Here is a 23,154-nt window from a genome sequence, read left to right as displayed (position 1 = left end):
TGATGGCGGTCAGCGGGCGGCGCGGCGCAACACGGCCTCGGCGTGACGCAAGACCGGGCCGTCGATCATGCGGCCCTCGTGCTGGAAGACGCCGCGCGCGCTGGCGGCGGCCTCGAGCAGACCGAGGGCATAGTCCACCTCGGCGGCCGTCGGCTGGTAGGCGAAGCGAATGACGGCGACCTGGCTCGGGTGGATGCACGCGGTGGCGGTGAAACCGCTGGCGACGGCATCCGCTGCCTCGAGCTCAAGCCCGGCCGTGTCGGTGATGTCCAGGTGCACCGTGTCGATCGCCGCCTTGTCGTGGGCACGGGCGGCCAGCAACACCTGGGAGCGCGCCTGACGGGCGACGTCACGATAGCGACCGTCCGGGAACCGGCTCGACGTGCCTCCGAGCGAGGCCACGAGGTCTTCGGCGCCCCACATGAGCGCGACGACGTTGCGCTCGGCGGAGATTTCGGTGGCCGAGAGCACACCGGCGGCGGTTTCGCACAGGGCAATCACCCGAAACCCGGCCAGTCGTTCGACCTGCCCGGCGCTGACAGTCTTGGCCAGCATGACCTCGCGGTAATCGGTGCGTTCGAGCGCAGCCAGATCGAGCGCGAAATCTTCGGTTTCGGCCGGGTTGATCCGCACGATCGTGCTGGCCGGGTCCAGCGGATGCTCGACCAGCGACCGCCGCGCCGCTGCCCGGTCGGCCGGCGCGACGGCGTCTTCCAGGTCGAGAATGACGGCGTCGGCGCGCTCAGCGGCCTTCTCGTAGCGCTCGGGCCGGTCGGCGGGACAGAACAGCAGTGCGGGGCCAAGGGTGAACGGGGCCGGGGTGAACGGGCTGAGCCCGGCGGGGCTGTCGTCAAACGGATCGGGTCCGACCGGTTCGCTGTTGTAGTCGAAGGTACCCTCGTCGAACGGGTCACCCCCGAATGGGTCTCCATTGAACGGGCCGCTCATGCTGTGCCCCCGCGGCACCAGACCAGCACGGTGCGCACGGCCGAGCCGACGACCACTCCGTGTTGGTTACGGCCGGTGTGTTCGAGCGTGATGATGCCCTGACCGGGGCGGCTCTTCGACAACCGTTTATCGGTGACGATGGTCTCCGAGTAGAGGGTGTCGCCGTGGTGCAGCGGATGCGGAAACGTCACGGTCGAAAATCCCAGGTTCGCCACGATCGTGCCCTGAGTCAGCTGGGCGACGGAACTGCCGACCATCGTCGACAGGGTGAACATGGAATTCACCAGGCGTTCGCCGAACGGCTGCGTGGCCGACCACGCCGCATCGAGATGCAGCGCCTGCGTGTTCATGGTCATTGTCGTGAACAGCACGTTGTCGGCCTCGGTCACCGTGCGACCGGGGCGGTGCTGGTACAGGGCATCGAGATCGAACTCCTCGAAGTAGAGACCGCGCTGCTGAACCAGGTGGCGTGCTGGGGTACCGGGGTGGGTCATCCGCTTCTCCAATTCGATCAGGTCAGCCGGCGAAGCCCAGGGCCCGCGAGATGACCATGAGCTGCACCTCGGTCGTGCCCTCGCCGAGCTCGAGCACCTTCGAATCACGATAGTGCCGCGCGACCGGATTCTCGTTCATGAAGCCGTATCCGCCGAAGATCTGCGTCGCGTCGCGGGCATTGTCCATTGCAGCTTCGCTGCCGACCATTTTGGCTATCGAGGCCTCCATCTTGAACGGCTTGCCGTTGATCATCTTCAGTGCGGCGTCGTAGTAGGCAAGGCGTGCGGTGTGCACGCGCGCCTGCATCCGGGCGATCTTGAAGGCGATGTGCTGGTTGGAACCGATCGACCGGCCGAAGACGTTGCGGCTGTTCGCGTAGCGGATCGACTCTTCGAGGCAGCCCTGCGCAGCGCCCGTGCAGAGCGCGGCGAAGGCGATGCGGCCCTCGTCGAGGGTCTGCACGAAGTTGGCGAAGCCACGACCGCGCTCGCCGAGCAGGTTGGCGCCGGGCACACGCACGTTGTCGAACACGAGCGGATGCGTGTCGGAGGTGTGCCAGCCGACCTTGTCGTAGGGCGGTAGCGCGGTGAATCCGGGGGTCGGGGTCGGAACCAGGATCGCGGTGAGTTCCTTCTTGATCGAGCCGTCGGCCCTGGTCGACTCTCCCGTGACGGCGGTCACCGTGACCAGCTGGGTGATATCGGAGCCGGAGTTGGTGATGAACTGCTTGGTGCCATTGATCACCCATTCGCCGTCTTCCAAGGCGGCGGTGGTCTTGGTGCCGGCGGCGTCTGAACCGGCATCCGCTTCGGTGAGGCCGAATGCGGCGAGCGCGGAGCCGCTCGCGAGGCGGGGAACCCATTCCTGCTTCTGTGCCTCGGTGCCGCTGCGGTAGACCGGCATGATGCCGAGGCCAACGCCGGCCTCGAGAGTGACGGCGATGCTCTGGTCGGCGCGGGCGAGCTGCTCAACGGCGAGGCAGAGCGCGAAGTAGTCCTTGCCCTGGCCGCCGTACTCGACGGGGAACGGCAGGCCGAACAGGCCCAGCTCCCCCATCTGCGCGATGATGCCGTAGGGCAGGCTCCGCTTGGTGTCGTACTCGTAGGCGGCCGGGGCGACGACGGTGTCGGCGAAGTCGCGCACGGTGTTGCGCAGGGCCTGGTATTCGGGGGTGAGTTCGTAGCTCATGCTGAGCCTTCCTTGTCTGCTTCTTGGGTAGTTACCGTTGCGACGATCTGGTCGAGTGACACGAGGTCGCCGGTCTTGAGATTGACAGTGACGCGGCCAGCGGTGGCGGCCACGAGTTTGTGCTCCATCTTCATGGCCTCGACCACGAGGATGGTTTGGCCGGCCGTCACCACGTCGCCGGTGGCGGCGTGTACCGCGATGACGGTGCCGGGCATCGGTGAGCGCACGTCGGGGCTGACCGCACCGGGCACCCGGCCGCGGCTGGCGAGGTGTTCCGCGAGCTGTTCGGCGCGGGAACGGTGTCGCAGCTCGAACGAGAAGCCGTCGGCACCGAGGTACATCCGCGTTCCGGACTGCTCGATGGCAAACGTGCGGGTCTGGCCGTCGTAGTCGACGCTGAACGCGCCGTCTCCGACGCGGACCAGTCCGGCTTCTTTGGCCGGCCCGCCACCGATCGAAACGGATGCCGCCCCCGGCTCACCCACAACCTGCACCTCAACGGATTCGGTCGCGCTCACCCCCAGGGAGTAGCGCACCGGACGCGGTGAACCCGCCCGCCACCCGCTCGGCCGCGTCCACACGCCGTTCGCGTCGGACAGATCGGACTCGGCGAGCGCCCGCGCGACCGCCCGACCGTGCAGGAACAGGGCCGCGGCGGCGAGCACCTGTTCGTCGGCCCCCTGAAACGTGAGGCCCGGAAGCTTGCGTTCGATCAGACCGGTGTCGAGGCGGCCGACGCGCACGTCGGCATCCGCTAGCAGCAGCCGCAGGTATTCGGTGTTGGTCTGCACGCCGAGCACAACGGTGTCGGCGAGCGCCCGGTCGAGCCGGTTGAGTGCCTCCAGCCGGGTGGGAGCCCAAGCGATCACCTTGGCGAGCATCGGGTCATAGTGTGAGGCGATCGCGAGGCCCAACGTCAGCGAGCTGTCCACCCGCACTCCATCACCGGTAGCCTCGTGCAGCTGCAACACCGTGCCGGTGGTCGGCAGAAAACCACGCTCGGGATTCTCCGCGTAGACCCGCGCCTCGATGGCATGACCCGTGAGGCAGATATCGCGTTGGGCGACCGTGAGCGGCTCCCCCGCTGCGATGCGCAGCTGCCAGTCCACGAGGTCGAGGCCGGTGACCAGCTCGGTGACCGGGTGTTCAACCTGCAGGCGGGTGTTCATCTCCATGAAGAAGAATTCGTCTGGCGCGGCCGCGGAGACCAGAAATTCCACCGTGCCGGCTCCGCTGTAGCCCACGCTGCTGGCGGCGGCGCAGGCCGCCTCCCCGATGCGCGACCGAGTGGCCTCATCGAGCAGGGGCGAGGGCGCCTCCTCGATCACCTTCTGGTGCCGACGCTGCAGCGAGCACTCGCGCTCGCCGAGGTGGATCACGGCGCCGTGGTTGTCGGCGAGCACCTGCACCTCGATGTGCCGCGGGGTCGCCACGAGGCGTTCGAGCAGCAGGGTGTCGTCGCCGAAGGCGCTGAGAGCCACGCGCCGTGCGGTCTCCAGGCTGGCGGGCAGATCTTCGGCCCGTTCCACCACGTGCATACCCTTGCCGCCACCACCGGCCGAGGGCTTGATCAGCATCGGATAACCGACGTCGACGGCCGCCGCGATGAGCTGCTCGTTACTCAGGCCCGCCTCTGCCACCCCGGGAATGATCGGCACTCCGTAGCCGGCCACGTGGTTTTTCGAGCGGATCTTGTCGCCCATCACGTTCAGCGCGTGCACGCTCGGCCCGATGAACACGATGCCGGCGTCGGCGCAGGCCTGCGCGAAGGCCTGGTTCTCGCTGAGAAATCCGTAGCCGGGGTGGATCGCCTGGGCGCCGGTTCGCGCCGCAGCAGCCAGCACCGCCGCGATGTTCAGATAGCTGTCGGCCGGGGCGGCGCCGCCGAGGCGCACCGCGGCATCCGCCAGCGACACATGAAGAGCGTCACGGTCGGCGTCGCTGTACACGGCGATAGAGCGGATGCCGCACTCCCGCAGCGTGCGAATGATGCGGCAGGCGATCTCGCCGCGGTTGGCGACCAGCACGGTGTCAAAGGTCATGTCTCACATCCTGAACAGGCCGAAGGCGGACTCATCGAGCGGCGCGGTGGCACACACGGACAGGGCGAGGCCCAGTACCGTGCGGGTGTCGGTGGGGTCGATGACGCCGTCGTCCCAGAGCCGGGCGGTGGAGTAGTAGGGGCTGCCCTGGGTCTCGTACTTCTCGAGGATCGGCGCCTTGAAAGCGGTCTCGGCCTCGGCCGACCATGTCTCGCCGCCGCCCTCGATCTGCTCGCGTTTCACGGTGGCGAGCACGGAGGAGGCCTGCGGGCCGCCCATCACAGAGATGCGGCTGCCCGGCCACATCCAGAGGAAGCGCGGCGAGTAGGCGCGGCCACACATCGAGTAGTTGCCGGCGCCGAAGGAGCCGCCGATGACGACCGTCAGTTTAGGCACGCGGGCGGTCGCTACGGCGGTGACCATTTTGGCGCCGTGCTTGGCGATGCCGCCGGCCTCGGCGTCGCGTCCCACCATGAACCCGGAGATGTTCTGCAGAAAGACGAGCGGAATGCCGCGCTGGTCACAGAGCTCGATGAAGTGCGCGCCCTTCTGCGCGGAGTCGGCGAAAAGGATGCCGTTGTTGGCGACGATGCCCACCGGGTGGCCGTGGATGTGCGCGAACCCGGTGATCAGTGTGGTGGCGTATTCGCGTTTGAACTCGTGGAATTCGCTGCCGTCGACGATGCGGGCGACGACCTCGTGCACGTCATATTGGCCCTGCACATCGACGGGGACGGCTCCGTACAGTTCGCTCTCGTCGGCGACAGGGTCGACCGTGGGCAGCACCTGCCAGGCCGGGGCTTGGGCGGGTGGCAGGGTAGAGACGATGTCGCGCACGATTTGCAGGGCGTGCTCGTCGTTTTCGGCGAGGTGGTCCGTGACGCCGGAGACGCGGGAATGCAGCTCGCCGCCGCCGAGTTCCTCCGCGGTGACAATCTCGCCGATGGCAGCCTTCACGAGCGGCGGGCCGCCGAGAAAGATGGTGCCCTGGTCACGCACAATCACGGTCTCGTCGCTCATGGCGGGCACGTAGGCGCCGCCGGCGGTGCAGGATCCCATGACCGAGGCGATCTGCGGGATCTTGGCCGCGGACATCCGCGCCTGGTTGTAGAAGATGCGTCCGAAGTGGTCGCGGTCGGGGAAGACTTCGTCTTGCATGGGCAGGAAGGCGCCGCCGGAGTCGACGAGGTAGATGCAGGGCAGTCGGTTTTCGAGGGCGATCTCCTGGGCCCGCAAGTGCTTCTTCACCGTCATCGGGTAGTAGGTGCCGCCCTTGACGGTGGCGTCGTTGGAGATCACGAGCACGTAGCGGCCGTGCACGAGGCCGATGCCGGCGATGACGCCCGCACCGGGGCTGTCGTCGTTATACAGGCCGGTCGCGGCGAGCGGCGCGATCTCGAGAAATGGGCTGCCGTCGTCGAGCAACTGGTCGATGCGCTCGCGCGGCAGCAGTTTGCCGCGGGCGAGGTGGCGCTGCCGGGACTTCTCCGGTCCGCCGAGTGCGGCCGTGGCGAGGCGCTGTTTCAGGTCGGCCACGAGCTGCCGCTGGGAAGCGTCATTGGTGACAAAGGCTTGAGCAGAGGAGTCGAGCCGACTCGCGAGTGTCTCCATCGACATCTTCCCATTGGGCCGGAGCGCCCGGCATCAACTACAGTTAGTGATTACTAACTGAAGATAAGGTTAGTCAGGATTAACTGAAATGTCTAGTTGAAAGGTTGGTATGAGCGCCCCGACAGAAACGACGCGGAGTCGGGCCAAGGCCGACCGACGCTCCGCCCTGCTCGATGCGGCCGCCACGCTCTTCTCCCGGTCGGGATTCAACGGGGTCTCCATTGAAGACCTCGGCGCTGCCGCCGGTGTGAGCGGTCCGGCCGTCTACCGGCACTTCAGCGGCAAGCAAGCCGTGCTCGCCGCCCTGCTCATCGACGTGAGCCAGGACCTCGTAGCCGGCGGCCAGGCCGTCGTGACCGAAACGACGGATGCCGCGGCCGCCCTGGGCGAACTGGTGCGCTTTCACGCGCACTTCGCCCTCGCCAACCCCGATGTAATTCGGGTGCAGGACCGCGACCTGGACAGCCTGGCTGAGACCGACCGGCACCGGGTGCGCCTGCTGCAGCGCGAATATGTGGAACTGTGGGTGGCGGTGTTGGGGCACGTGCACCCCACGGTGGATGAAGCTCTACTGCGCATTCGCGCCCACGCCACCTTCGGGCTGCTGAACTCCACCCCGCACAGCGCCCGCACCGCGGCGCGGCCCGCCGTGCGCGCCCTGCTCGAGGAAATGGCGCTGGCCGCCCTGGGCCTGCCGAGCACCGCTACCGACGCGTGAGCTCGGCCGTCTTCCACCAGCGACCGGTGACCCAGACCCCTGCGGCCCCGACCGGAACGGCCAGGAGCAGTTGCAGCGGCGTCACCTGGCTCGCGGCGGGGCCGCCGAGCCCCATCCAGAGTCCGGGGGCCGCGTAGGGAAACCAGGCTCCTCCGCCAAACGCCGTCACCACCTGGGTCACCACGATGACCAGGATCAGGGCCCCGACAGCGGCGAGGTAGCCGCGGGCCGCGCTGGCCACCCAGGCCAGCGGGCAGGCGAGCAGGGTCGTGAGACTCCACGTGACGAGAATCCGCGCTCCGACCGAGAGCGCGGCGGAGTCTGGCGGACCGAGACCGATCGCGAGTCCCAACGGCAGGGCAAGCAGTATGGTGACGAGGCAGAGCAGCAGCGACCAGGCGATCACCACGATGAATTTGGCGTAGGCGAGACGGCGGCGGCTTACCGGCAGAGCGAAGAGGGCCGAAAAGGTGTGATCGGTGAATTCGCGGCCGAAGCTCCAGCTCAGCACGAACCCCACGCCCAGCAGCACCGCCACCGAGAGCACCATGCCGACGGTACTGAGGTAGCCGTTCCAGCCGGTTCCGATGACCATCGCGCTGGCCTTGAGCGCGATCGGCGTGACCGAATCGCTCGTCGCGGCCACGGTGAGTGCAGCGGCGAGCGCCGGAACCACCGCGCCGAGGAGCGCGGAGATCACGCGCACGGTCGGGGCGCGCAGAAACTTGCAGGCTTCGAATTCGAGTTCGGCGGGAATCATGGCCGGGCCTCGTTGGCGGAGTCGGCGCGCAACACGAGGTCGAAGAACTGCCGTTCGAGGTCGATCGAGCCGGGAGCGAGCGACCCGACCATGACCCCACCGTGCAGAACGGTGATGCGGTCCGCCATGCGTGCGACCTCGTCCAGGTGGTGGCTCGACACCAAGATGGCGGCGTTCCGCTCGCGGGCGGCGGTCTGCAGCAGTTCCCGCAACACGATCACGCCGCGGGGATCGAGTCCCCTCGACGGTTCGTCGAGCACGATGACAGTTGGCGCGTGCACGAGCGCGGCGGCGAGGCCGACGCGCTGCCGATTTCCGGTGGAGAGGATGCCGGCCCGGCGCATGTCGTAGGCCGACAGGCCGAGGGAGAGCACGGCATCCGTTGTCGCAGATCTGGCCCGTGGGCGACTCAGCCCGTGCAGACGCGCAGCGGAGTACACGTTCTCTCGCACGGTGAGCTCCGGGTAGGCGAATGGCACCTCGAGCATCTGGCCGACGTGCGACCAGCCAGCTGCCGACAGGGCAGCGACGGGCTCGCCGAACAGGCTGACCGTGCCGCTGGTGGGCGTGAGCATGCCGAGCAGGGTACGCATAAGCGTGGTCTTGCCGGCTCCATTGAGCCCAACGAGCGCGTGAATCTCCCCGGGCTGCACCGTGAGCGACACGTCGCGCAGCACGACGGTGCCGCCTAGGCTCACTCCCAGGTGATCAGAACCAATCCCCGCGCTCGGCCCGGTCATAGCTTCGCCCAGCTCATGGTCCATTGTTGGTCCGTGCGGGCCGGTGGCACAAGGGCCGGGCTAGTGCCCGAGTGCCAGGCGCACACCGAGGGCGATCATCACCACGGCGATCACCGCATCAAGAACTCGCCAGGACGCCGGCTTGGCGAACATCGGCCGCAGCAGGCGCGCCCCGAAGCCGAGGGCGCAGAACCAGACGAAGCTGGCCGCAATGGCGCCTCCCGCCCACCACCAGCGTTCCGTTGCACCCTGCTGGTTGGCGACAGCGCCGAGGAACAGCACGGTGTCGAGATAGACGTGGGGATTCAGCCAGGTGAGGGCCAGCACGCTCACGACGGCGACCCGCATGCCGGTTGATGCCACGACCCCTGAGACGACGAGCGCCCCCGGGCGAATTGCACGGCGAGCCGCGACGAGCCCGTAGACGATCAGAAAGGCCGAGCCGAAAACCCGGATCACGATGATCGCCACCGGCGCTGCGGCGACGACTACCCCGAGCCCGAGCACGCCGGCCAGGATGAGCACGGCGTCCGACACCGCGCAGATCGCGACGACGGGAACGATGACCCTGTTGCGCCCCTCGATGCCGAGTCGCAGCACGAATGCATTCTGGGATCCGATCGCAATTATGAGGGAGAGCCCCGTGGCAAGGCCCAGCAGGGCTGGCAGAAAAGTTGAGGTCACTGGTGCAACGCTAGGCGCTCGCTCTAATTCAGTACAGCTATCGTTTCATAAGCTGATCTAATGCAACGATTTACGCTCGAACAGCTCGCGACCCTGCTCGCGCTCGTGAGCGAGGGGTCGTTTGAGGCGGCCGCTGCCCGACTGCACGTGACGCCGTCCGCAGTCTCGCAGCGCGTCAAGGCGATGGAGCAGACCAGCGGGCGGGTGCTCGTGCAGCGCACGACCCCGGTCCGGCTCACCGACGCTGGCGACGTGCTGTTGCGCTACGCGCGCCAGGTGGAGCTGCTCGAGGCCGACACGGTGCGCCAGTTGCACGAGGGCAGGTCCGACGGTCGGGCGTTTCCTGTGTCGCTCGCGGTGAATGCGGACAGCCTCGCCACCTGGTTTCTCGATTCCCTCGCCGGATTCGGGGAGACCCTCGGTGTGGCCTTCGACCTGCACCGAGAAGACCAGGAACACACGACGAGATTGCTGCGCGCTGGGACGGTCATGGCCGCGGTGACCTCCACGCGGAGGCCATGCAGGGTTGCGTCGCCGAGCCGCTCGGTCAGATGCGCTATCACGCCGTCGCAACGCCCGCGTTCATCGAGCGCTGGCTGCCGAACCATGGCGGCCTGATCGCCCTGCCCCGAGCACCCGTCGTCGCCTTCGAGCGCAACGATGACCTGCAGGAATCGTTTCTGCGTGACCATACCGGCGGTGGCAGCAGCGGGCCGATCCACTACATCCCGACGTCGAACGATTTCGTGCGGGCTATTCTGCTGGGCTTTGGCTGGGGCATGCTCCCCGAACAGCAGTGCGCCGTCGAGATCGCCGATGGTCGTCTGGTCGACCTGGCCCCCAACTCGGCCGTCGATGTTCCCCTGTTCTGGCAGCGGTGGAACCTCTCTTCGCCCCTGCTGGATGCTGTCTCGGCGGCGGTGCGGGACGAAGCCCCGGCGATCCTCCGGCCGTTCTAAGCGTCAGAAGGCGGCGGTGCAGACGCAGAGCTCGTTACCCTCGACGTCGGCGAGCACCCACCAGTCGGGTGCGTGTTCGTCGGCGAGCAGCACTCCGCCGACTTCAAGCACGGCAGCGACCCTGTCCTCGGCGTCATCACTCGGCACATAGACGTCGAGATGGATCCGGTTGCGGTCGGTGCGGGCGATCTCCATATGCTGGAACCAGACCTTGGGCGACAGTCCGCGTGGGTCGACCAGTTCGATGCCGTCGTCGCCGGCCACCTCGGTATAGCCGAGGCCGACCCGCCAAAACGGGCGCACGGCATCCGTGTCGGTGCAGTCGATGGCGATGTCGTAGCGGGTCGGCTGCTGGTCGTCGGCAGTCGCTTCGAGCATGTCGGCAATCTGTTGCACTTGGGCGGCGAGCTGCAGATCGCGCGCGGTTACTCCCCCGGCATCGTGCGAGGTGAGGGTGAGCGAGACGGTGCCGTAACCAAGGCGCAGATCGGGGTGGTGGTTCATCTGCTCGGCCACTGCGCCAACGCGGTTGACCAGTTCCAGCGCGGAAGCAAAGTCCTTGGTGCGAAAGGCCGCGTGCAGGCATCCGTCGAGGTGCACAAATGCGCCGCCGGTCAGCTGCTTCTTCGTCGTGAAGGGGGCAAGGAGTTCGCCTCGAGCATTCATGCTTCCACTCTGCTACGCCTCACCAGCCCGGTCAACTGCCCGCGTCGACTGAAACCCGATTGCGCAAGCTCCAATGTTGATCCGCCTCCCTCCTACTGGCCCATCAATCGAAGCCATGACGGACGGTCAGGGGTAGGCCGTCACGACCCTGCCCGGGCACTACGGCGTTGCGTGTATGCCTGAGCTTGCGAGAGCGCGGCAGAGGTTGCTCCAGGAGGGACGATATGACCGTTCAACCGCTCGCGTCTGTGGGAAGAAACTTCTGAACTCTTTTCTATTTTTTACTGAGATTCTATCGCCTTTATGGGTGACTCGAGCTACAATTGTGGGTGAAAGAGGCACCGACGCCATGACCCTCACCGCCCCGCCCGCCGAACCGGGCTCGATTCCGCGGGGTTCTCGCGTTGAGGCGGTGACACTGGCCGGTGCCATTCTGGCGGAAGCGTTCGACGATGTGCGGTTCGGCCACCTCGACGATGCTGAAGCTGTGGCGGTCATGACGGCCCTCGAAGAACTCGGCCGCAAGGTCGATGGGGCCCAGTACCAATTAACCGCGCACGCTCCACCACCGACATCGGTATGCGCGCCGAAACCGACCTCGGCAACGGGTCGCTGGCCTACCAGAACGGATGCCGCAACCGGGTCGAATTCATCACCCAACTCGCCGGAATCTCCAGCCGCGAAGCCAAACGTCGCCTCCTCTGCTGGTTCCACCACCACACCATCGACACCAGCGGATGGACAATCCGCATGAGCGCAGGCCGACCCCAAGTACGCGGCCCCCTACTCTGGGACCCGACCCAGACCTGGCGGCCCGCCCAGAGCCACCGCGCCAACACTCCCAGCCCCGAACCACCAACCCCCCTGGCGCACCTAAGCAATTTCCGGGGGATTTGGGGACGTGCGCGTCACGTACCGACCAGGCTTAGACCATGGTCAGCACGCGGGCCGGGTCGGCGAGAATCGTGCCGATGTCGGCGAGAAAGCGGGACCCCTGCTCGCCGTCGACCAGTCGGTGGTCGAACGACAGGCTGAGGGTGAGCACCTTGCGCAGCGCGACCTCGCCGCGAAACTCCCACGGCTGAGAACGGATGGCGCCCATCGCCAGAATCGCCGCCTCGCCCGGGTTCAGGATGGGCGTGCCGGCGTCGATGCCGAACACTCCGATATTGGTGATGGTGATCGTACCGCCCGACAGTGCAGCCGGGGTGGTCGTGCCGGACCTGGCGGCCGTGGTGAGTTCGGCGAGAGCGGCAGCCAGGCCGCGCAGGTCGAGTCGGTCAGCATCGACGATGTTCGGCACGAGCAGTCCACGCGGGGTTGCCGCGGCGATTCCGAGGTTCACGTGGTGGAACTGCACGATCTCACCGGCCGGCTCGTCCCAACGGGTGTTGACCGACGGAGTGCGGCCCACGGCGAGGCAGAGCGCTTTAGCCACGACGGTGAGAATTCCGATGCCTGCGCCTTCGAACTGCCGGTCTGAACGCAGGGAATCGAGTAGTTCGACGGTCGGTGTGACGTCAATGGTGAGGAACTCGGTCACGTGCGGCGCGGTGAACGCGCTCTGCACCATCGCTGCCGCGGTGAGCTTGCGCAGGCTCTTGATCGGCGTGCGAGTCTCGCGCAGGTCGTCGCCGCGGCTCGTGGCCGGTGCCGCGGTAGGCGATACATGCGTCCCGTGCAGGGCGGGAGTCGGCACCGATTCAGTGATGTGCGCGCGAACGTCGTCCCGGGTGATCAGGCCGTCCTTTCCGGTTCCGGTCACCGTAGAGAGGTCGATGCCGAGGTCGCGAGCCAGGGCACGCACCGGCGGCGTCGAGCGCGGGCGTTCGGCAAGGGGTGCCGAGACGGGTGCCCCGGCGGGCTGATCGGTGGATACCGCGGACGGCGTCACCGCGGGCACCGGCGAGGCTGTCGTCGGAGCTGCGGCCGCGGGCGCAGATTCCGCACCACCCGCGCGGGCCCGACGCTGGGGGTGGCCGCCGCGCTCGACGGCGGGGCCATAGCCGACCAGGTTGGCTTCGCGCTGCCCGGCCGGCGCGGCGGCCGGAATGGCAGCATCCGTTGGTGCCATGGCAATCGGTTCGGCCGCGCCGCCGATATCGAAGCTGACGATGGGTTCGCCGACGTGCACGACCACACCGGCCGGCTGGTGCAGCACGCTGACCACTCCGGCGAACGGGCTCGGCAACTCGACCACGGCCTTGGCCGTTTCCACGTCGGCGATGTGCTGGTTGAGCGTGACCTCGTCGCCCGGAGCTACGAGCCAGGCCACAATCTCACTCTCGGTGAGACCTTCACCGAGATCGGGCAGCTTGAATACCTTGATCATCGACGCCCCATAACCCGGTCGACACCGTCGAGAATGCGGTCCAGGTCGGGCAGGTGGTGACTCTCCAGCTTGGCTGGCGGGTAGGGCACGTCGAAGCCGGTCACCCGCACTGGGGCGGCCTCCAGATAGCTGAAGCAGCGTTCGGTGATGGTCGCGATGATCTCCCCGCCGAGTCCGCCCGACTGGGCCGCCTCGTGGGTTACCACCAGACGCCCGGTCTTACGCACGGATGCCTCCACCACCGCATAGTCCACCGGTGACAGCGACCGCAGGTCGATAACTTCGATCGAGATTCCCTCGTCGAACGCGGCGAGCGCCGCGTCCTTCGCGGTGGACACGAGCGCGCCGTAGGTGAGGAGCGTGACATCCGTTCCCGGAGACACGATCACGGCTTGCTCCATCGGGGCGCCGAGCTCCGGCACGACCTCACCCTTCACGTGATAGCGACGCTTGGGTTCGAAGTAGAGCACCGGGTCGTCGCTCGCGACGGCCTGACGGATGAGGCTGTAGGCGTCCTGGGCGTTGGAGACGGCGATCACGCGCAGACCGGAGGTGTGGGTGAAGTAGGCCTCGGGCGATTCGGAGTGGTGTTCGGCCGCACCGATTCCGCCGCCGAACGGCACCCGGATGGTGATCGGCATGCGCACTGCGCCCTGGGTGCGGTAGTGGAACTTCGCGACCTGGCTGACGATCTGGTCGAAGCCGGGAAAGATGAAGCCGTCGAACTGAATCTCGCAGACCGGGCGGTAGCCCCGGTAGGCCAGGCCGACTGCTGTTCCGATGATCGCGGATTCGGCGAGCGGGGTGTCGATGACGCGGCGAGCGCCGAACTGGGCGAGCAGGTCGCTCGTGACCCGAAAGACACCGCCGAGGGCGCCGATGTCCTCGCCGAGGAGCACCACCTTGGGGTCGTCGAGCATGGCCTGGCGAAGGCCCTCGTTGATGGCCTTGCCCATGGTGAGGTTCTTCGTCTCGGTCAACGGGACCGGCTTCGGGGCATCAAGGCCGGGCAAGCTGGTGGCGGTCATCAGGGTGGTCATGGTCATCACACCGTTCCATTGTGTTCAGCGATATCGAATTGTGTTCCAAAACTCGTGAGGTACCCGGCATAGTCGGCGCGCTGGCGCTCCAGGGTGGCGTTGGGAGTGGAGTAGACATGGTCGAACACGCTCAGCGGCTCGGGGTCTGGCATGCCGATGCAGCCGGCGCGCAGTTCGGCCGCTGCGGCATCGGCGATCGCCTGGGTGGCCGCCTCGACCTCGGGGGTGAGTTCACCGAGGCTGGTCAGCAGCCGGTGCAGGCGCAGCAACGGGTCGCGGGTCTTCCACTCGGCCAGTTCGGCCGGGTCTCGGTAGCGGGTGGGGTCATCCGCTGTGGTGTGCGGACCCATGCGGTAAGTGACCGCTTCAATGAAGGTGGGTCCATCGCCGGTGCGAGCCCGATCAAGGGCGATGCGGGTCGCGGCCATGACCGCGATCACGTCGTTGCCGTCGATGCGCAGGCTCGGGATGCCGAAGCCCGGCGCCCGATCGGCGATGTTGCGGTGCGCCTGCACCCCGACCGGTTCGGAGATGGCCCACTGATTGTTCTGGCAGAAGAAGACCACCGGTGCCTGGAAACTCGCCGCGAAGACCATGGCCTCGTTGACGTCGCCCTGGCTGGTGGCGCCGTCACCGAAGTAGGTGATGGCCACGGCATCGATGTCGTCGCGCTGGGCGCCGAGGGCCCAACCGGTGGCGTGCAGGGTCTGCGCGCCGATGATGATGTTCGGGGTGGCCATATTGACCGTGTAGGGGTCCCAGCCGGACTGGGCGTTGCCGCGCCAGACCTTGACGATGTCGGTGAGGTTCACGCCGCGACAGTAGGCGACAGCGTTCTCGCGGTAGCTCGGAAAGATGAAGTCGTCGCTGCGCAGCGCACGCGCTGAGCCGACCTGCGCGGCTTCTTGGCCGAGCAGCGGCGGCCACAGGCCGAGTTCACCCTGGCGTTGCAGGGCGGTCGCCTCGGTGTCAATGCGGCGCACCACGACCATGTCGCGGTAAAGGGCCAGCAGGGCAGACCCGTCGAGATCATCGACCCACGGGTCGAAGTCAGGCCGGGGCATCCGCTCGCCGTCAATCGAGAGAAGCTGCACCAGCTGGGGGGAGAAATCAATCATGGGTCGCTCCGAGCGTCATTGCTAAAGTTGACGTGAGCCTATGTCGACCGAACAGGGAGCACAACCACTGTCAAAAATAGTGAGCAGAGTGCCCTATTCAGGCTTGCCAGACCGTGTTAATGTTTTGCACTATGTACAGCCTTGACAAGACCGACACGAAGCTCCTCCAAGCGCTCTCCGCCGACCCGCGCAGCACCTTCGTCGCGCTCGCCGACACCCTGGGCCTCTCCCGCAACACCGTGCAGGCGCGCATGAAGCGATTGGAAGATTCTGGCGCCTTTCTCGGCTTCGATCGCCGCATCAATCCGGCCGCCCTCGGCTATCCGCTGACCGCGTTCATCGAGGTGCACGTGCAGCAGAAACGGCTCGCGCAGATCGTGATCGACCTCGCGCTGATCCCGGAAATCGTGCAGGCGCACGGCATGAGCGGGCAGGCCGACCTGCTCGTGCGGGTGGTTTGCACCGATGCCGCCGATCTGTTTCGGATCGACGGCACGATCCTCGCCTGCGAGGGTATTGAACGTACAGAGACATCGCTGGCCATGGGTGAGGTCATCCCGTATCGCCTCACCCCGTTGCTCGACCGTGGGTAGTGGTCGAGAGCTATTTGCTAAAGTCTTCATATAGTTATATAAAGAAGTAATGAAGTTAACGGCGCTGGTAGTCTTGCACTCACCCAGACGCACCGCAGAATCCGTCGCCTGCCCAACACCTTCGACTTTCGCGCTCCCCACAGAAGGCACCAGCTTCGTGAACATGCATGCACACCGGGGACTCGTATGAGTTTCCTGCGATTGACCACCCTTATTCGTCACGGCTCACGTATCGCTGAGCCGGCCCCGCCCGCCCCGCCGCTGTTGGCGGGAGCTGAAGTGTTCGGTGGCAGCGTACAGGTGCGTTTCATCAACGCCGGCGGCTGCAACGACTGTGCCCTCGAAGTGTCCGCAGCCTTCGGCCCGGTCTACGACGTGGAACGCTACGGCGTGCGCCTCGTGCCCTCACCGCGGCACGCCGACGTCCTTCTCATCGTGGGCAGTGTCACCCGCAACATGGCGGAGCCGCTTCGCCGCACGATTGAGGCCACCCCGACCCCCCGGTTTGTGATCGCGGTCGGCGACTGTGCCTTGCATGGCGGTGCCTTCCGCGACGGCTACGGCATCATGGGGCCCGTTTCTGATTTCGTGCACGTCGATATCGAGGTGCCGGGCAGTCCGCCGGAACCGACCGACATCGTGCGCGCCCTACGTCGAATGACTGGCCGATGACCGGCATCGGAGCTGGGCTCGTCCTGCAATTAGGCCTCGGCGCGCTGGCCGTCGCAAGCGCCCTTCTGGCAGCACCGTCCCTGCGGTCACGGGCGGGCGGCATCCTCTGTACCCTCATCGCCGTCACCGGCTTTGTGACCGGCGTAGCCGCCCTGCTCGGCGCCACCGGCGGCCTGCTCATTCCAATCGCCCTGCCGATGGACCCGCTGCTGCTGGCCCCCGACCGCCTCGGCGGCCTGTTCATGCTGATCGTCTCCGGCGTCGGCATTCTCGTGTCGCTCTACTCGATGAGTTCCACCCGCGGCCCCGACGCGAGCCGCACCGCCTGGGTCGCTATGCCGGTGTTCCTCGTGGGAATGCAGCTGGTACCGGCCGCGACCGACTCGGTCTCGTTCCTGTTGGCCTGGGAGATCATGACCCTCGGCTCCACCGTGCTGCTGCTCGCCGACCATGCCAGCCGCGCCACCGTCGCCTCGGCCGGCATCTGGTACTCGGCCATGTCCCAGTTGAGCTTCTTCTTCATTCTGGCTGGATTCGCCGTGCTCGCTGCCGCTTCGGGCGGAACCAGCTTCACCAATCTGCAGGCGATCGAACCCGGCTCGTGGGCGGCCAACGTTGCCTTCGTGCTGTTCCTGCTCGGCTTCGGCGGCAAGGCCGAATTGGTGCCGCTGCACGTCTGGGTGCCTCGGGTGCTGCCCGAAGCGCCCAGTCACGTCTCGGCCGCGATGAGCGGGGCCATGGTCAAAATCGGCGTCTACGGCGGCCTGTTGGTCTGCGTGCGCCTGCTGCCCGACGGCCCGGCCTGGTGGGGCATTTCGATCATGCTGGTCGGTGGCGCATCCGCTCTTTACGGAATTTTGCAGGCGTCAGTGTCGAGCGATCTCAAGGTGCTGCTCGCCTACTCAACCACCGAGAACATGGGCCTGGTCTTTCTCGGCCTCGGCGCGAGCATGCTGCTGCGCGGCTACGACGCCAGTGCGGCAGCGGATGCCGCCCTCGTCGCCGCCCTGCTGCTCGCCGTCAGCCACGCCGCGTTCAAATCCACCCTGTTCCTCGGCGCCGGCGCCATCATCCACGCCACCGGTGAGCGTAACCTCGACCGGCTCGGCGGGCTCGGCGCCCGCATGCCGGTGACGGCCGCCGCGTTCGGCATCGCGAGCCTCGGCGCCGCCGCCATCCCGATCACCAGCGGCTTCGTCGCCGAGTGGATGCTGCTGCAGTCCCTCATCCACGGCGGTCGCCTCGATGGGGCGGTCGTCTCGGTGGCGGCATCCGTCGCCATGCCGCTGGCCGTGGCCGTGATCGCCCTCACCGCGGGTCTGGCCCTGCTCACCTTTGTCAAGGCCTACGGCATCGCCTTCCTGGCCCGCCCCCGCAGCGCCCCAGCAGCGGATGCCCGCGAGGTGCCGCCGCTCATGCAGCTCTCCCTCGCGCTCGGCGCCCTCTCCGTGCTCGCCCTCGGGCTGCTCCCTGGGCCGATTGCCGCGCTGGTGGCAAACACGGTCAGCTCGAACCCGACGGCCGCGGTGCAGTCGGTCGGCCTCGGCGGGGTCTCGCTGCCCGGTATCGGGGCGGTACTGGACCCGATCATGCTCGTCGTGCTCTCAGCCCTCGTCGCCATCCCGGTGTTCGTGTCGATCGTCGTGTCGGCGCGCCGGCATCCGCATCGCACCGTCGACCTGCCCTGGGGAGGCGGCGGTTCCCGGGCGCGGCCGCGCATGCAGTACACGGCGACGTCCTACGCCGAACCGCTCGTGCGGGTCTTCGACGACGTGCTCAAGCCGTCCCGTGATGTGCAGGTCACCCACGTGGCCGAGTCGCGCTATCTGGTGGAAAAAGTGCGGGTCGAACAACACGTCTCCGACGTGATTGAAACCCGGCTGTATCGGCCGGTACTCAACCTGTTCCAGCGTTACGGCATTGTCGTGCGGCATGTCGCCAACGGCAGCATCCACCGCTATCTGTCCTATTCTTTCGTTGCCCTGCTGATCGTGCTGATTGTGGTCTCGCTGTGAACGCCGTCGTCAGCGCCGTCATCATCGCGTTCGTGCAGGTCCTGCTGTTTGTCTTCCTCGCCCCGCTCCTGATGGGCGTGATCCGCCAGGTGCGGGCCACCGTCGAAGGTCGAGCCGGTGCCGGAATCTGGCAGCCGTGGCGCGACGTGCGCAAGCTGCTTGCCAAAAATCCGGTGCGTGCCGAAGGCAGCAGTTGGATGCTCAAGGCCGGCCCGGTCGCCCTGATGGTCTCCAGCCTGCTGCTCTGCGTGCTACTGCCGCTCGTAGGGACCATACCGTTCCCGTGCATTCCGAGCGACCTGTTCGTGATCGTCTCGGTCATGCTCATCGGCGTGGTCGCGCTCGCCCTCGTCGGACTCGACGGTGGTACGGCCTTCGGCGGCATGGGATCCAGCCGGCACATGACCGTCGCGGCCCTGGTCGAACCAACCCTGTTGCTCTCGGTCTACGCGCTGTCGATTCCGGCCGGCACCAGCACGATATCGGCGATCGTCGAGACCCGGCTGTTCTCCCCCGAGGTGATCATCTCGCCGGTGAGTGTGCTGGCGCTCGTGGCGCTGTCGATTGCGATCATGGCGGAAACAGCTCGGCTGCCCGTCGATAATCCTGGTACCCACCTCGAACTGACCATGCTGCACGAGGCAATGACCCTCGAAGCGAGTGGCCGCGACCTGGCCTGGCTCGAGGTCGGCTCCTGGCTCAAACTGGCCGCCCTGCTCGGTCTGGTCAGCAACTTAGTCGTGCCGTGGGGCGTCGTCACCGACTTCAGCGCCCTGGGCCTCGCGATCGGCGTGGTCAGTATCGCCGTGAAGGTGCTCATGCTCGGTGTTCTGCTCAGTGTCGGCGAGATCTTTTTGGCCAAGGTGCGCCTGTTCCAGGTGCCCGAGCTGCTCGCTGGTTCCTTTGCCCTTGCCTTTTTGGCCGTCACCGCCTCCTACCTGGTCGCCTGAGGAGCATCCGTCGTGTTTGAAACTTTCTACCCCCAACTGATCGGCCTCTGCACGGGTGCCCTGCTGCTGACGAGCGCGCTGATGGTCTGGCGTCATTCCCTGCTCGCCTCGATTCGCCTGCTCGCCCTGCAGGGGGCAGCCCTCGCCGCGCTCGTGGCGGTGATCGGCATCGCCGAGGGCGAGTCCGAACTGGTGCTGGTGTCGCTACTGATTCTGTCGGTGAAGGGCGTCGGCCTGCCCTGGGTGCTCGCGCACCAGTCCAAAGCGTCGATCAAACAGATTCAGGAATCGCCCCGGCTCAACCCGACCGCCGCGCTGCTCGCCGTCACCCTGCTGACGATTCTCAGCTATGTAGTGGTCAGCCGCGTCTTCGGCCTCGGTGACAGTGAGACCGGCCACGCAGCACCGATCGGCCTGGCCATGGTACTGATCGGCTTTCTGCTGCTGATCAGCCGACGCCGTGCGCGCTCCCAGCTCATCGGCTTTCTGCTCCTCGACAACGGCATCGCTACCATCGCCTTTTTGACCAGTGGCGGTGTGCCGATTCTGCTCGAGTTCGCCGTTTCCCTCGACGTGCTCCTGGTCGTGCTCATTTTGCACGTGTTCGCCGGCCGCATGCGCACCAAGTTCGGCGGCACTGCCGTCGATCAGCTCAGAGAGTTGCACGACTGATGTCTTTTGTTCTGTGGATCCCCCTGGTCGGCCCGCTGGCCTTCGCCGGGCTCAGCCTGCTGCTGCGCGGTTCGGCGCACCGCCGTTTCGTCGGCGTTGCCGCCTCGAGCGCTGTGCTCGTCTCCGGCCTGCTCCTGGTCAGCGCGGTGCTCGACGGTGCCGTGCTCGAAAGCGGCGGCGGCATGCTGCGTGCCGACGCCCTCTCGGCCTACATGCTCAGCGTCGTGGGAGCGGTCGGACTCATCTCCACCTGGGGTGGCCTCAGCAGCGCGGCGTCGAGCCGCACCAGGGATGCCGCCGGCTACGAGGCGCTCATCGCCCTGTTCCTGGCCGCGATGTCCCTCGCCGTGCTGGCCGACAGCATCGGCCTGATGTGGGCCGCCGTTGAGGCAACGACCATCGCTACCGCATTTCTGGTCGGACACCACCGCACCCGCCGGTCCCTCGAAGCAGCCTGGAAATACGTCATCCTCGGCTCGGTCGGTGTCGCCATCGCGCTGCTGGGTATCGTGCTGATCTACGCTGCCTCGGTCGGTACCGATACCCCGACCCTGTCCTGGGTGCTCCTGAGCCAGGCCGACCTGGGCCTCGACCCGGCGCTGATCACCGCCGGTGGCGCCTTGGCCGTGCTCGGTTTCGCCACCAAGTCGGGTCTCGCCCCGATGCACAGCTGGCTGCCGGATGCCCACAGCCAGGCCCCAGCTCCGGTCTCCGGCCTCATGTCGGGTGTGCTGCTCTCGGTCGCGCTCTACGCCATCCTGCGCGTCCAGTCGATCACCAACCTCGTGATCGGTCCGGAGTTTCTGCGCGCCATGCTCAGCATCGGCGGCCTGCTCTCCCTGCTCGTGGCCGCGTCACTGCTCATTTGCCAACGTGACTATAAGCGGATGCTCGCTTATTCCAGCATCGAACACATGGGCCTGATGGCGATCGGTGTGGCGATCGGTCCGGCCGCGCTCCCCTCAGTGTTGCTGTACATTCTTGGTCACGGCCTGATCAAGGCCACCCTGTTCGTAATCTCCGGGCGCATCCTCAAGGTCGAGGGAACCCCGGTCATCTCGGACGTACGCGCCCTGCTGGTGCGACGGCCGGGCCTGGCCGTACCCTGGCTCATCGCCATGGCCGCCATCGTCGGATTTCCCCCGTTCAGCATCTTCTTCTCCGAGGTCGGCATCATCATGGCCGGCTGGTCGGTGGGCCTCGGTGGCGTTGTCGGAGCGGCCCTCGTGCTGCTGCTGGTGATTTTCGCCGCGTTCACGCGTCTCACGGTGCAGATGACCATCGGCGCTCCCCCGGACGGTGCCGCGTTCACGCCGGACTACTCGGCCCACGGCCCGCGCCTGCCGATCATCCTGGCCCTGGCCACGACAGCCACGATCGCTTTCGTGGCCGAACCGGTCGGCATTTTACTGTTGCAGGCAACGGCAGTTCTCGGAGGTACCAAATAATGGCTGACGAACTAGTGCCCGGCGAACTCCGCCACCTCGACCGTTCGGAACTGCCGGCCGCCGCCGGGGCGCTGCTCGATGCCGGTAGCCGCCTGGCCCTCGTCGCTTGCCACGAAGACGACGACCACTTTCGCATCGTCTATTCCTTCGTCGGGGCAGCATCGCTGCGTGCCGACCTGATGGTCACGGTGCCACGGGACGACGCCTGGATTCCCAGTCTCGCCGAGATTTCCCTGTCGGCCGGCAACTTCGAGCGCGGCATCCGCGACCTGTACGGCGTCGTTCCCCGCAACCACCCGCAGCCGCACCGTCTGGTGCGCCACGGCCACTGGCCGCGCGGCTGGTACCCGATGCTGCGCGCCAACGCCGTCGTGCCCGAGTTCGAGCCCGACGTCGAGTCATTCCCCTTCGTGCCGGTTGAGGGGCCCGGCGTCTACGAGATCGCTGTCGGTCCCATTCACGCCGGGATCATCGAGCCCGGTCACTTTCGCTTCTCGGTCGTCGGCGAGACCATCGTGCGAATGGAAGCCCGCCAGTGGTATCTGCACCGCGGTGTCGAGAAGGTTTTCGAGGGCAGGACCGCGGCCGAAGGCGTGCTTCTGGCCGAGCAGATCAGCGGCGACACCGCCGTCGGTCACTCCCTCGCCTTCGTCATGGCTGTCGAGCAGGCCGCCGGTATCGAGGTATCGGAGCCCGACCGGCTGCTGCGCGCTCTGCTGCTGGAACTCGAGCGTCTGTACAATCACGTGACCGATCTTGGTTCCCTGGCCAACGACGTGGGGTTCGGCATCATTGACGCTCACGCCCAGGGGTTGCGCGAGCAGCTGCTGCGCATCAATAAGTCGGTCACCGGCCACCGCCTCCTGCGCGGTGCCCTGAGCGTCGGCGGCACCCGGGTGAACGCGCTCCCCGAAGCCGCCGATTTGGTGCGTATTGCCGCGGCCATGGCCGAACTGGCCGGCATCACGCTCGGCCATGCCATCGTGCGCGGCCGTTTCACCGGCACGGCCCGGCTCTCCAACGCGCACGCGACCCAGATCGGAACGCTCGGCTACGTCGCACGCGCATCGGGCATCGACACGGATGCCCGCAACGAGCATCCGTTCGTCAATCTGGGCGAGGTCTTCCACGTCGTGACCGAAGACAGCGGCGACGTCCTTGCCCGGTACACCGTGCGCGCCCGCGAGGTCGAGGTATCGACCGCGGTCGCCGTCGACCTGCTCCGTCGCCTCCAGGGCCACACCGGAACCGCGTTCAGCGTGAACCCGACGACCGCCGGCACCGGACTGGCTCTGGTCGAAGCGTGGCGCGGAACGGCAACCCACCGGGTTGAACTCGCCGCCGACGGCACGCTGGCCCGGGTCAAGGTCGTTGACCCCTCGTTCCTGAACTGGCCGGCCGTACCGGATGCCCTGTCGGAAACTATCGTTCCCGACTTTCCGCTGGCCAATAAGAGCTTCAACCTCTCCTACGCCGGCAACGACCTGTAGGCCCGCTCAGGCC

At 66.9% G+C, this 23,154-nt stretch carries 23 protein-coding genes; 11 read left to right on the top strand and 12 right to left on the bottom strand.

The annotated features are described in order from the left end of the window. Positions 1 to 9: 9 nt before the first annotated feature. Genes QMF22_RS04005 through QMF22_RS03985 form a run of 5 tightly spaced genes read right to left on the bottom strand, consistent with a single transcriptional unit; the run spans position 10 to position 6,284 of the window. Positions 10 to 948, bottom strand: a complete 939-nt coding sequence (locus tag QMF22_RS04005; RefSeq protein ID WP_283450594.1) for an HpcH/HpaI aldolase/citrate lyase family protein — start codon at positions 946 to 948, stop codon at positions 10 to 12. After that, a complete protein-coding gene (locus QMF22_RS04000) occupies positions 945 to 1,442 on the bottom strand; it encodes a MaoC family dehydratase (RefSeq protein WP_283450592.1) in 498 nt (165 codons plus the stop codon). The genes QMF22_RS04005 and QMF22_RS04000 overlap by 4 nt, the downstream gene beginning before the upstream one ends. A gap of 22 nt (positions 1,443 to 1,464) precedes the next feature. Further along, positions 1,465 to 2,631 carry an acyl-CoA dehydrogenase family protein gene (locus tag QMF22_RS03995; protein ID WP_283450590.1) on the bottom strand — a complete coding sequence of 389 codons (1,167 nt, stop codon included), beginning with the start codon at positions 2,629 to 2,631 and terminating at the stop codon, positions 1,465 to 1,467. Continuing rightward, positions 2,628 to 4,673, bottom strand: a complete 2,046-nt coding sequence (locus QMF22_RS03990; protein WP_283450588.1) for an ATP-binding protein — start codon at positions 4,671 to 4,673, stop codon at positions 2,628 to 2,630. The genes QMF22_RS03995 and QMF22_RS03990 overlap by 4 nt, the downstream gene beginning before the upstream one ends. Before the next feature lie 3 nt (positions 4,674 to 4,676). Next, entirely contained in the window at positions 4,677 to 6,284 is a 1,608-nt protein-coding gene (locus tag QMF22_RS03985; RefSeq protein ID WP_283450756.1) for a carboxyl transferase domain-containing protein, read from the bottom strand. Positions 6,285 to 6,393: 109 nt separating this feature from the next. On the opposite strand from QMF22_RS03985, the gene QMF22_RS03980 reads away from it, so the two are divergent. After that, on the top strand, positions 6,394 to 7,002 hold the full coding sequence (locus QMF22_RS03980; protein WP_283450586.1) for an SACE_7040 family transcriptional regulator: 609 nt from the start codon (positions 6,394 to 6,396) through the stop codon (positions 7,000 to 7,002). Here QMF22_RS03980 and QMF22_RS03975 read toward each other — a convergent pair. Genes QMF22_RS03975 through QMF22_RS03965 form a run of 3 tightly spaced genes read right to left on the bottom strand, consistent with a single transcriptional unit; the run spans position 6,989 to position 9,186 of the window. Continuing rightward, positions 6,989 to 7,762, bottom strand: a complete 774-nt coding sequence (locus tag QMF22_RS03975; protein WP_283450583.1) for an ABC transporter permease — start codon at positions 7,760 to 7,762, stop codon at positions 6,989 to 6,991. The genes QMF22_RS03980 and QMF22_RS03975 overlap by 14 nt on opposite strands. Continuing rightward, a complete protein-coding gene (locus tag QMF22_RS03970; RefSeq protein WP_283450581.1) occupies positions 7,759 to 8,526 on the bottom strand; it encodes an ABC transporter ATP-binding protein in 768 nt (255 codons plus the stop codon). The genes QMF22_RS03975 and QMF22_RS03970 overlap by 4 nt, the downstream gene beginning before the upstream one ends. Before the next feature lie 36 nt (positions 8,527 to 8,562). Next, complete coding sequence (locus QMF22_RS03965) at positions 8,563 to 9,186, bottom strand: LysE/ArgO family amino acid transporter (RefSeq protein WP_283450579.1); 624 nt, start codon at positions 9,184 to 9,186, stop codon at positions 8,563 to 8,565. A gap of 60 nt (positions 9,187 to 9,246) precedes the next feature. Here QMF22_RS03965 and QMF22_RS17355 point away from each other — a divergent pair, with 60 nt between their 5' ends. Both QMF22_RS17355 and QMF22_RS17350 read left to right on the top strand, forming a co-directional pair. After that, positions 9,247 to 9,804 carry a LysR family transcriptional regulator gene (locus tag QMF22_RS17355; protein WP_349357068.1) on the top strand — a complete coding sequence of 186 codons (558 nt, stop codon included), beginning with the start codon at positions 9,247 to 9,249 and terminating at the stop codon, positions 9,802 to 9,804. Continuing rightward, positions 9,738 to 10,145 (top strand): ArgP/LysG family DNA-binding transcriptional regulator, encoded by a 408-nt coding sequence (locus QMF22_RS17350; protein WP_349357067.1) that lies wholly within the window; start codon positions 9,738 to 9,740, stop codon positions 10,143 to 10,145. The genes QMF22_RS17355 and QMF22_RS17350 overlap by 67 nt, the downstream gene beginning before the upstream one ends. 3 nt (positions 10,146 to 10,148) lie before the next feature. On the opposite strand, the gene QMF22_RS03955 is transcribed toward QMF22_RS17350, so the two are convergent. Next, positions 10,149 to 10,811, bottom strand: a complete 663-nt coding sequence (locus QMF22_RS03955; protein ID WP_283450577.1) for a 4a-hydroxytetrahydrobiopterin dehydratase — start codon at positions 10,809 to 10,811, stop codon at positions 10,149 to 10,151. Positions 10,812 to 11,160: 349 nt separating this feature from the next. Here QMF22_RS03955 and QMF22_RS03950 point away from each other — a divergent pair, with 349 nt between their 5' ends. Next, positions 11,161 to 11,565 carry a hypothetical protein gene (locus QMF22_RS03950; protein ID WP_283450575.1) on the top strand — a complete coding sequence of 135 codons (405 nt, stop codon included), beginning with the start codon at positions 11,161 to 11,163 and terminating at the stop codon, positions 11,563 to 11,565. A 171-nt stretch (positions 11,566 to 11,736) separates the two neighbouring features. Here the strand turns inward: QMF22_RS03950 and QMF22_RS03945 are convergent, their stop codons facing one another. From QMF22_RS03945 to pdhA, 3 genes are all read right to left on the bottom strand, one after another. Continuing rightward, entirely contained in the window at positions 11,737 to 13,143 is a 1,407-nt protein-coding gene (locus tag QMF22_RS03945) for a dihydrolipoamide acetyltransferase family protein (protein WP_283450573.1), read from the bottom strand. Further along, complete coding sequence (locus QMF22_RS03940) at positions 13,140 to 14,099, bottom strand: alpha-ketoacid dehydrogenase subunit beta (protein WP_283450755.1); 960 nt, start codon at positions 14,097 to 14,099, stop codon at positions 13,140 to 13,142. The genes QMF22_RS03945 and QMF22_RS03940 overlap by 4 nt, the downstream gene beginning before the upstream one ends. Positions 14,100 to 14,188: 89 nt before the next feature. Continuing rightward, positions 14,189 to 15,301: a pyruvate dehydrogenase (acetyl-transferring) E1 component subunit alpha gene (pdhA, locus tag QMF22_RS03935; RefSeq protein WP_283450571.1), complete on the bottom strand. Its 1,113-nt coding sequence runs from the start codon at positions 15,299 to 15,301 to the stop codon at positions 14,189 to 14,191. A gap of 131 nt (positions 15,302 to 15,432) precedes the next feature. On the opposite strand from pdhA, the gene QMF22_RS03930 reads away from it, so the two are divergent. The 7 genes from QMF22_RS03930 to QMF22_RS03900 all read left to right on the top strand — a co-directional run bounded on the left by QMF22_RS03930 (position 15,433) and on the right by QMF22_RS03900 (position 23,141). Beyond that, positions 15,433 to 15,894, top strand: coding sequence for an Lrp/AsnC family transcriptional regulator (locus tag QMF22_RS03930; protein ID WP_283450569.1), 462 nt, complete (start codon positions 15,433 to 15,435; stop codon positions 15,892 to 15,894). A 201-nt stretch (positions 15,895 to 16,095) separates the two neighbouring features. Beyond that, positions 16,096 to 16,566, top strand: a complete 471-nt coding sequence (locus tag QMF22_RS03925) for an NADH-quinone oxidoreductase subunit B family protein (RefSeq protein WP_283450567.1) — start codon at positions 16,096 to 16,098, stop codon at positions 16,564 to 16,566. Next, a complete protein-coding gene (locus QMF22_RS03920; RefSeq protein ID WP_283450565.1) occupies positions 16,563 to 18,581 on the top strand; it encodes a proton-conducting transporter transmembrane domain-containing protein in 2,019 nt (672 codons plus the stop codon). The genes QMF22_RS03925 and QMF22_RS03920 overlap by 4 nt, the downstream gene beginning before the upstream one ends. Further along, on the top strand, positions 18,578 to 19,531 hold the full coding sequence (locus tag QMF22_RS03915) for a respiratory chain complex I subunit 1 family protein (protein WP_283450563.1): 954 nt from the start codon (positions 18,578 to 18,580) through the stop codon (positions 19,529 to 19,531). The genes QMF22_RS03920 and QMF22_RS03915 overlap by 4 nt, the downstream gene beginning before the upstream one ends. Before the next feature lie 12 nt (positions 19,532 to 19,543). Then, the gene (locus QMF22_RS03910) at positions 19,544 to 20,203 is read left to right on the top strand and encodes a hypothetical protein (RefSeq protein ID WP_283450561.1); all 660 of its coding nucleotides are present in this window, start codon (positions 19,544 to 19,546) and stop codon (positions 20,201 to 20,203) included. After that, positions 20,203 to 21,651, top strand: a complete 1,449-nt coding sequence (locus QMF22_RS03905) for a proton-conducting transporter transmembrane domain-containing protein (RefSeq protein ID WP_283450560.1) — start codon at positions 20,203 to 20,205, stop codon at positions 21,649 to 21,651. The genes QMF22_RS03910 and QMF22_RS03905 overlap by 1 nt, the downstream gene beginning before the upstream one ends. After that, positions 21,651 to 23,141: a hydrogenase large subunit gene (locus QMF22_RS03900; protein ID WP_283450559.1), complete on the top strand. Its 1,491-nt coding sequence runs from the start codon at positions 21,651 to 21,653 to the stop codon at positions 23,139 to 23,141. The genes QMF22_RS03905 and QMF22_RS03900 overlap by 1 nt, the downstream gene beginning before the upstream one ends. The last annotated feature ends 13 nt before the right edge of the window (positions 23,142 to 23,154 follow it).

The sequence above is a fragment of the Cryobacterium sp. PH31-L1 genome, assembly GCF_030063145.1.
Taxonomy (GTDB): Bacteria; Actinomycetota; Actinomycetes; order Actinomycetales; family Microbacteriaceae; genus Cryobacterium.
Note: the sequence above shows the minus strand (reverse complement) of the source record. Positions and strands in the feature narration are given on the sequence as shown.

Bases quoted from the DNA above. Each gene is read 5' to 3' on its own strand.
- QMF22_RS04005 (WP_283450594.1), bottom strand. From the start codon at position 948: ATGAGCGGCCCGTTCAATGGAGACCCATTCGGGGGTGACCCGTTCGAC.
- QMF22_RS04000 (WP_283450592.1), bottom strand. From the start codon at position 1,442: ATGACCCACCCCGGTACCCCAGCACGCCACCTGGTTCAGCAGCGCGGT.
- QMF22_RS03995 (WP_283450590.1), bottom strand. From the start codon at position 2,631: ATGAGCTACGAACTCACCCCCGAATACCAGGCCCTGCGCAACACCGTG.
- QMF22_RS03990 (WP_283450588.1), bottom strand. From the start codon at position 4,673: ATGACCTTTGACACCGTGCTGGTCGCCAACCGCGGCGAGATCGCCTGC.
- QMF22_RS03985 (WP_283450756.1), bottom strand. From the start codon at position 6,284: ATGGAGACACTCGCGAGTCGGCTCGACTCCTCTGCTCAAGCCTTTGTC.
- QMF22_RS03980 (WP_283450586.1), top strand. From the start codon at position 6,394: ATGAGCGCCCCGACAGAAACGACGCGGAGTCGGGCCAAGGCCGACCGA.
- QMF22_RS03975 (WP_283450583.1), bottom strand. From the start codon at position 7,762: ATGATTCCCGCCGAACTCGAATTCGAAGCCTGCAAGTTTCTGCGCGCC.
- QMF22_RS03970 (WP_283450581.1), bottom strand. From the start codon at position 8,526: ATGGACCATGAGCTGGGCGAAGCTATGACCGGGCCGAGCGCGGGGATT.
- QMF22_RS17355 (WP_349357068.1), top strand. From the start codon at position 9,247: ATGCAACGATTTACGCTCGAACAGCTCGCGACCCTGCTCGCGCTCGTG.
- QMF22_RS17350 (WP_349357067.1), top strand. From the start codon at position 9,738: ATGCGCTATCACGCCGTCGCAACGCCCGCGTTCATCGAGCGCTGGCTG.
- QMF22_RS03955 (WP_283450577.1), bottom strand. From the start codon at position 10,811: ATGAATGCTCGAGGCGAACTCCTTGCCCCCTTCACGACGAAGAAGCAG.
- QMF22_RS03950 (WP_283450575.1), top strand. From the start codon at position 11,161: ATGACCCTCACCGCCCCGCCCGCCGAACCGGGCTCGATTCCGCGGGGT.
- QMF22_RS03945 (WP_283450573.1), bottom strand. From the start codon at position 13,143: ATGATCAAGGTATTCAAGCTGCCCGATCTCGGTGAAGGTCTCACCGAG.
- QMF22_RS03940 (WP_283450755.1), bottom strand. From the start codon at position 14,099: ATGGGCAAGGCCATCAACGAGGGCCTTCGCCAGGCCATGCTCGACGAC.
- pdhA (WP_283450571.1), bottom strand. From the start codon at position 15,301: ATGATTGATTTCTCCCCCCAGCTGGTGCAGCTTCTCTCGATTGACGGC.
- QMF22_RS03930 (WP_283450569.1), top strand. From the start codon at position 15,433: ATGTACAGCCTTGACAAGACCGACACGAAGCTCCTCCAAGCGCTCTCC.
- QMF22_RS03920 (WP_283450565.1), top strand. From the start codon at position 16,563: ATGACCGGCATCGGAGCTGGGCTCGTCCTGCAATTAGGCCTCGGCGCG.
- QMF22_RS03905 (WP_283450560.1), top strand. From the start codon at position 20,203: ATGTCTTTTGTTCTGTGGATCCCCCTGGTCGGCCCGCTGGCCTTCGCC.
- QMF22_RS03900 (WP_283450559.1), top strand. From the start codon at position 21,651: ATGGCTGACGAACTAGTGCCCGGCGAACTCCGCCACCTCGACCGTTCG.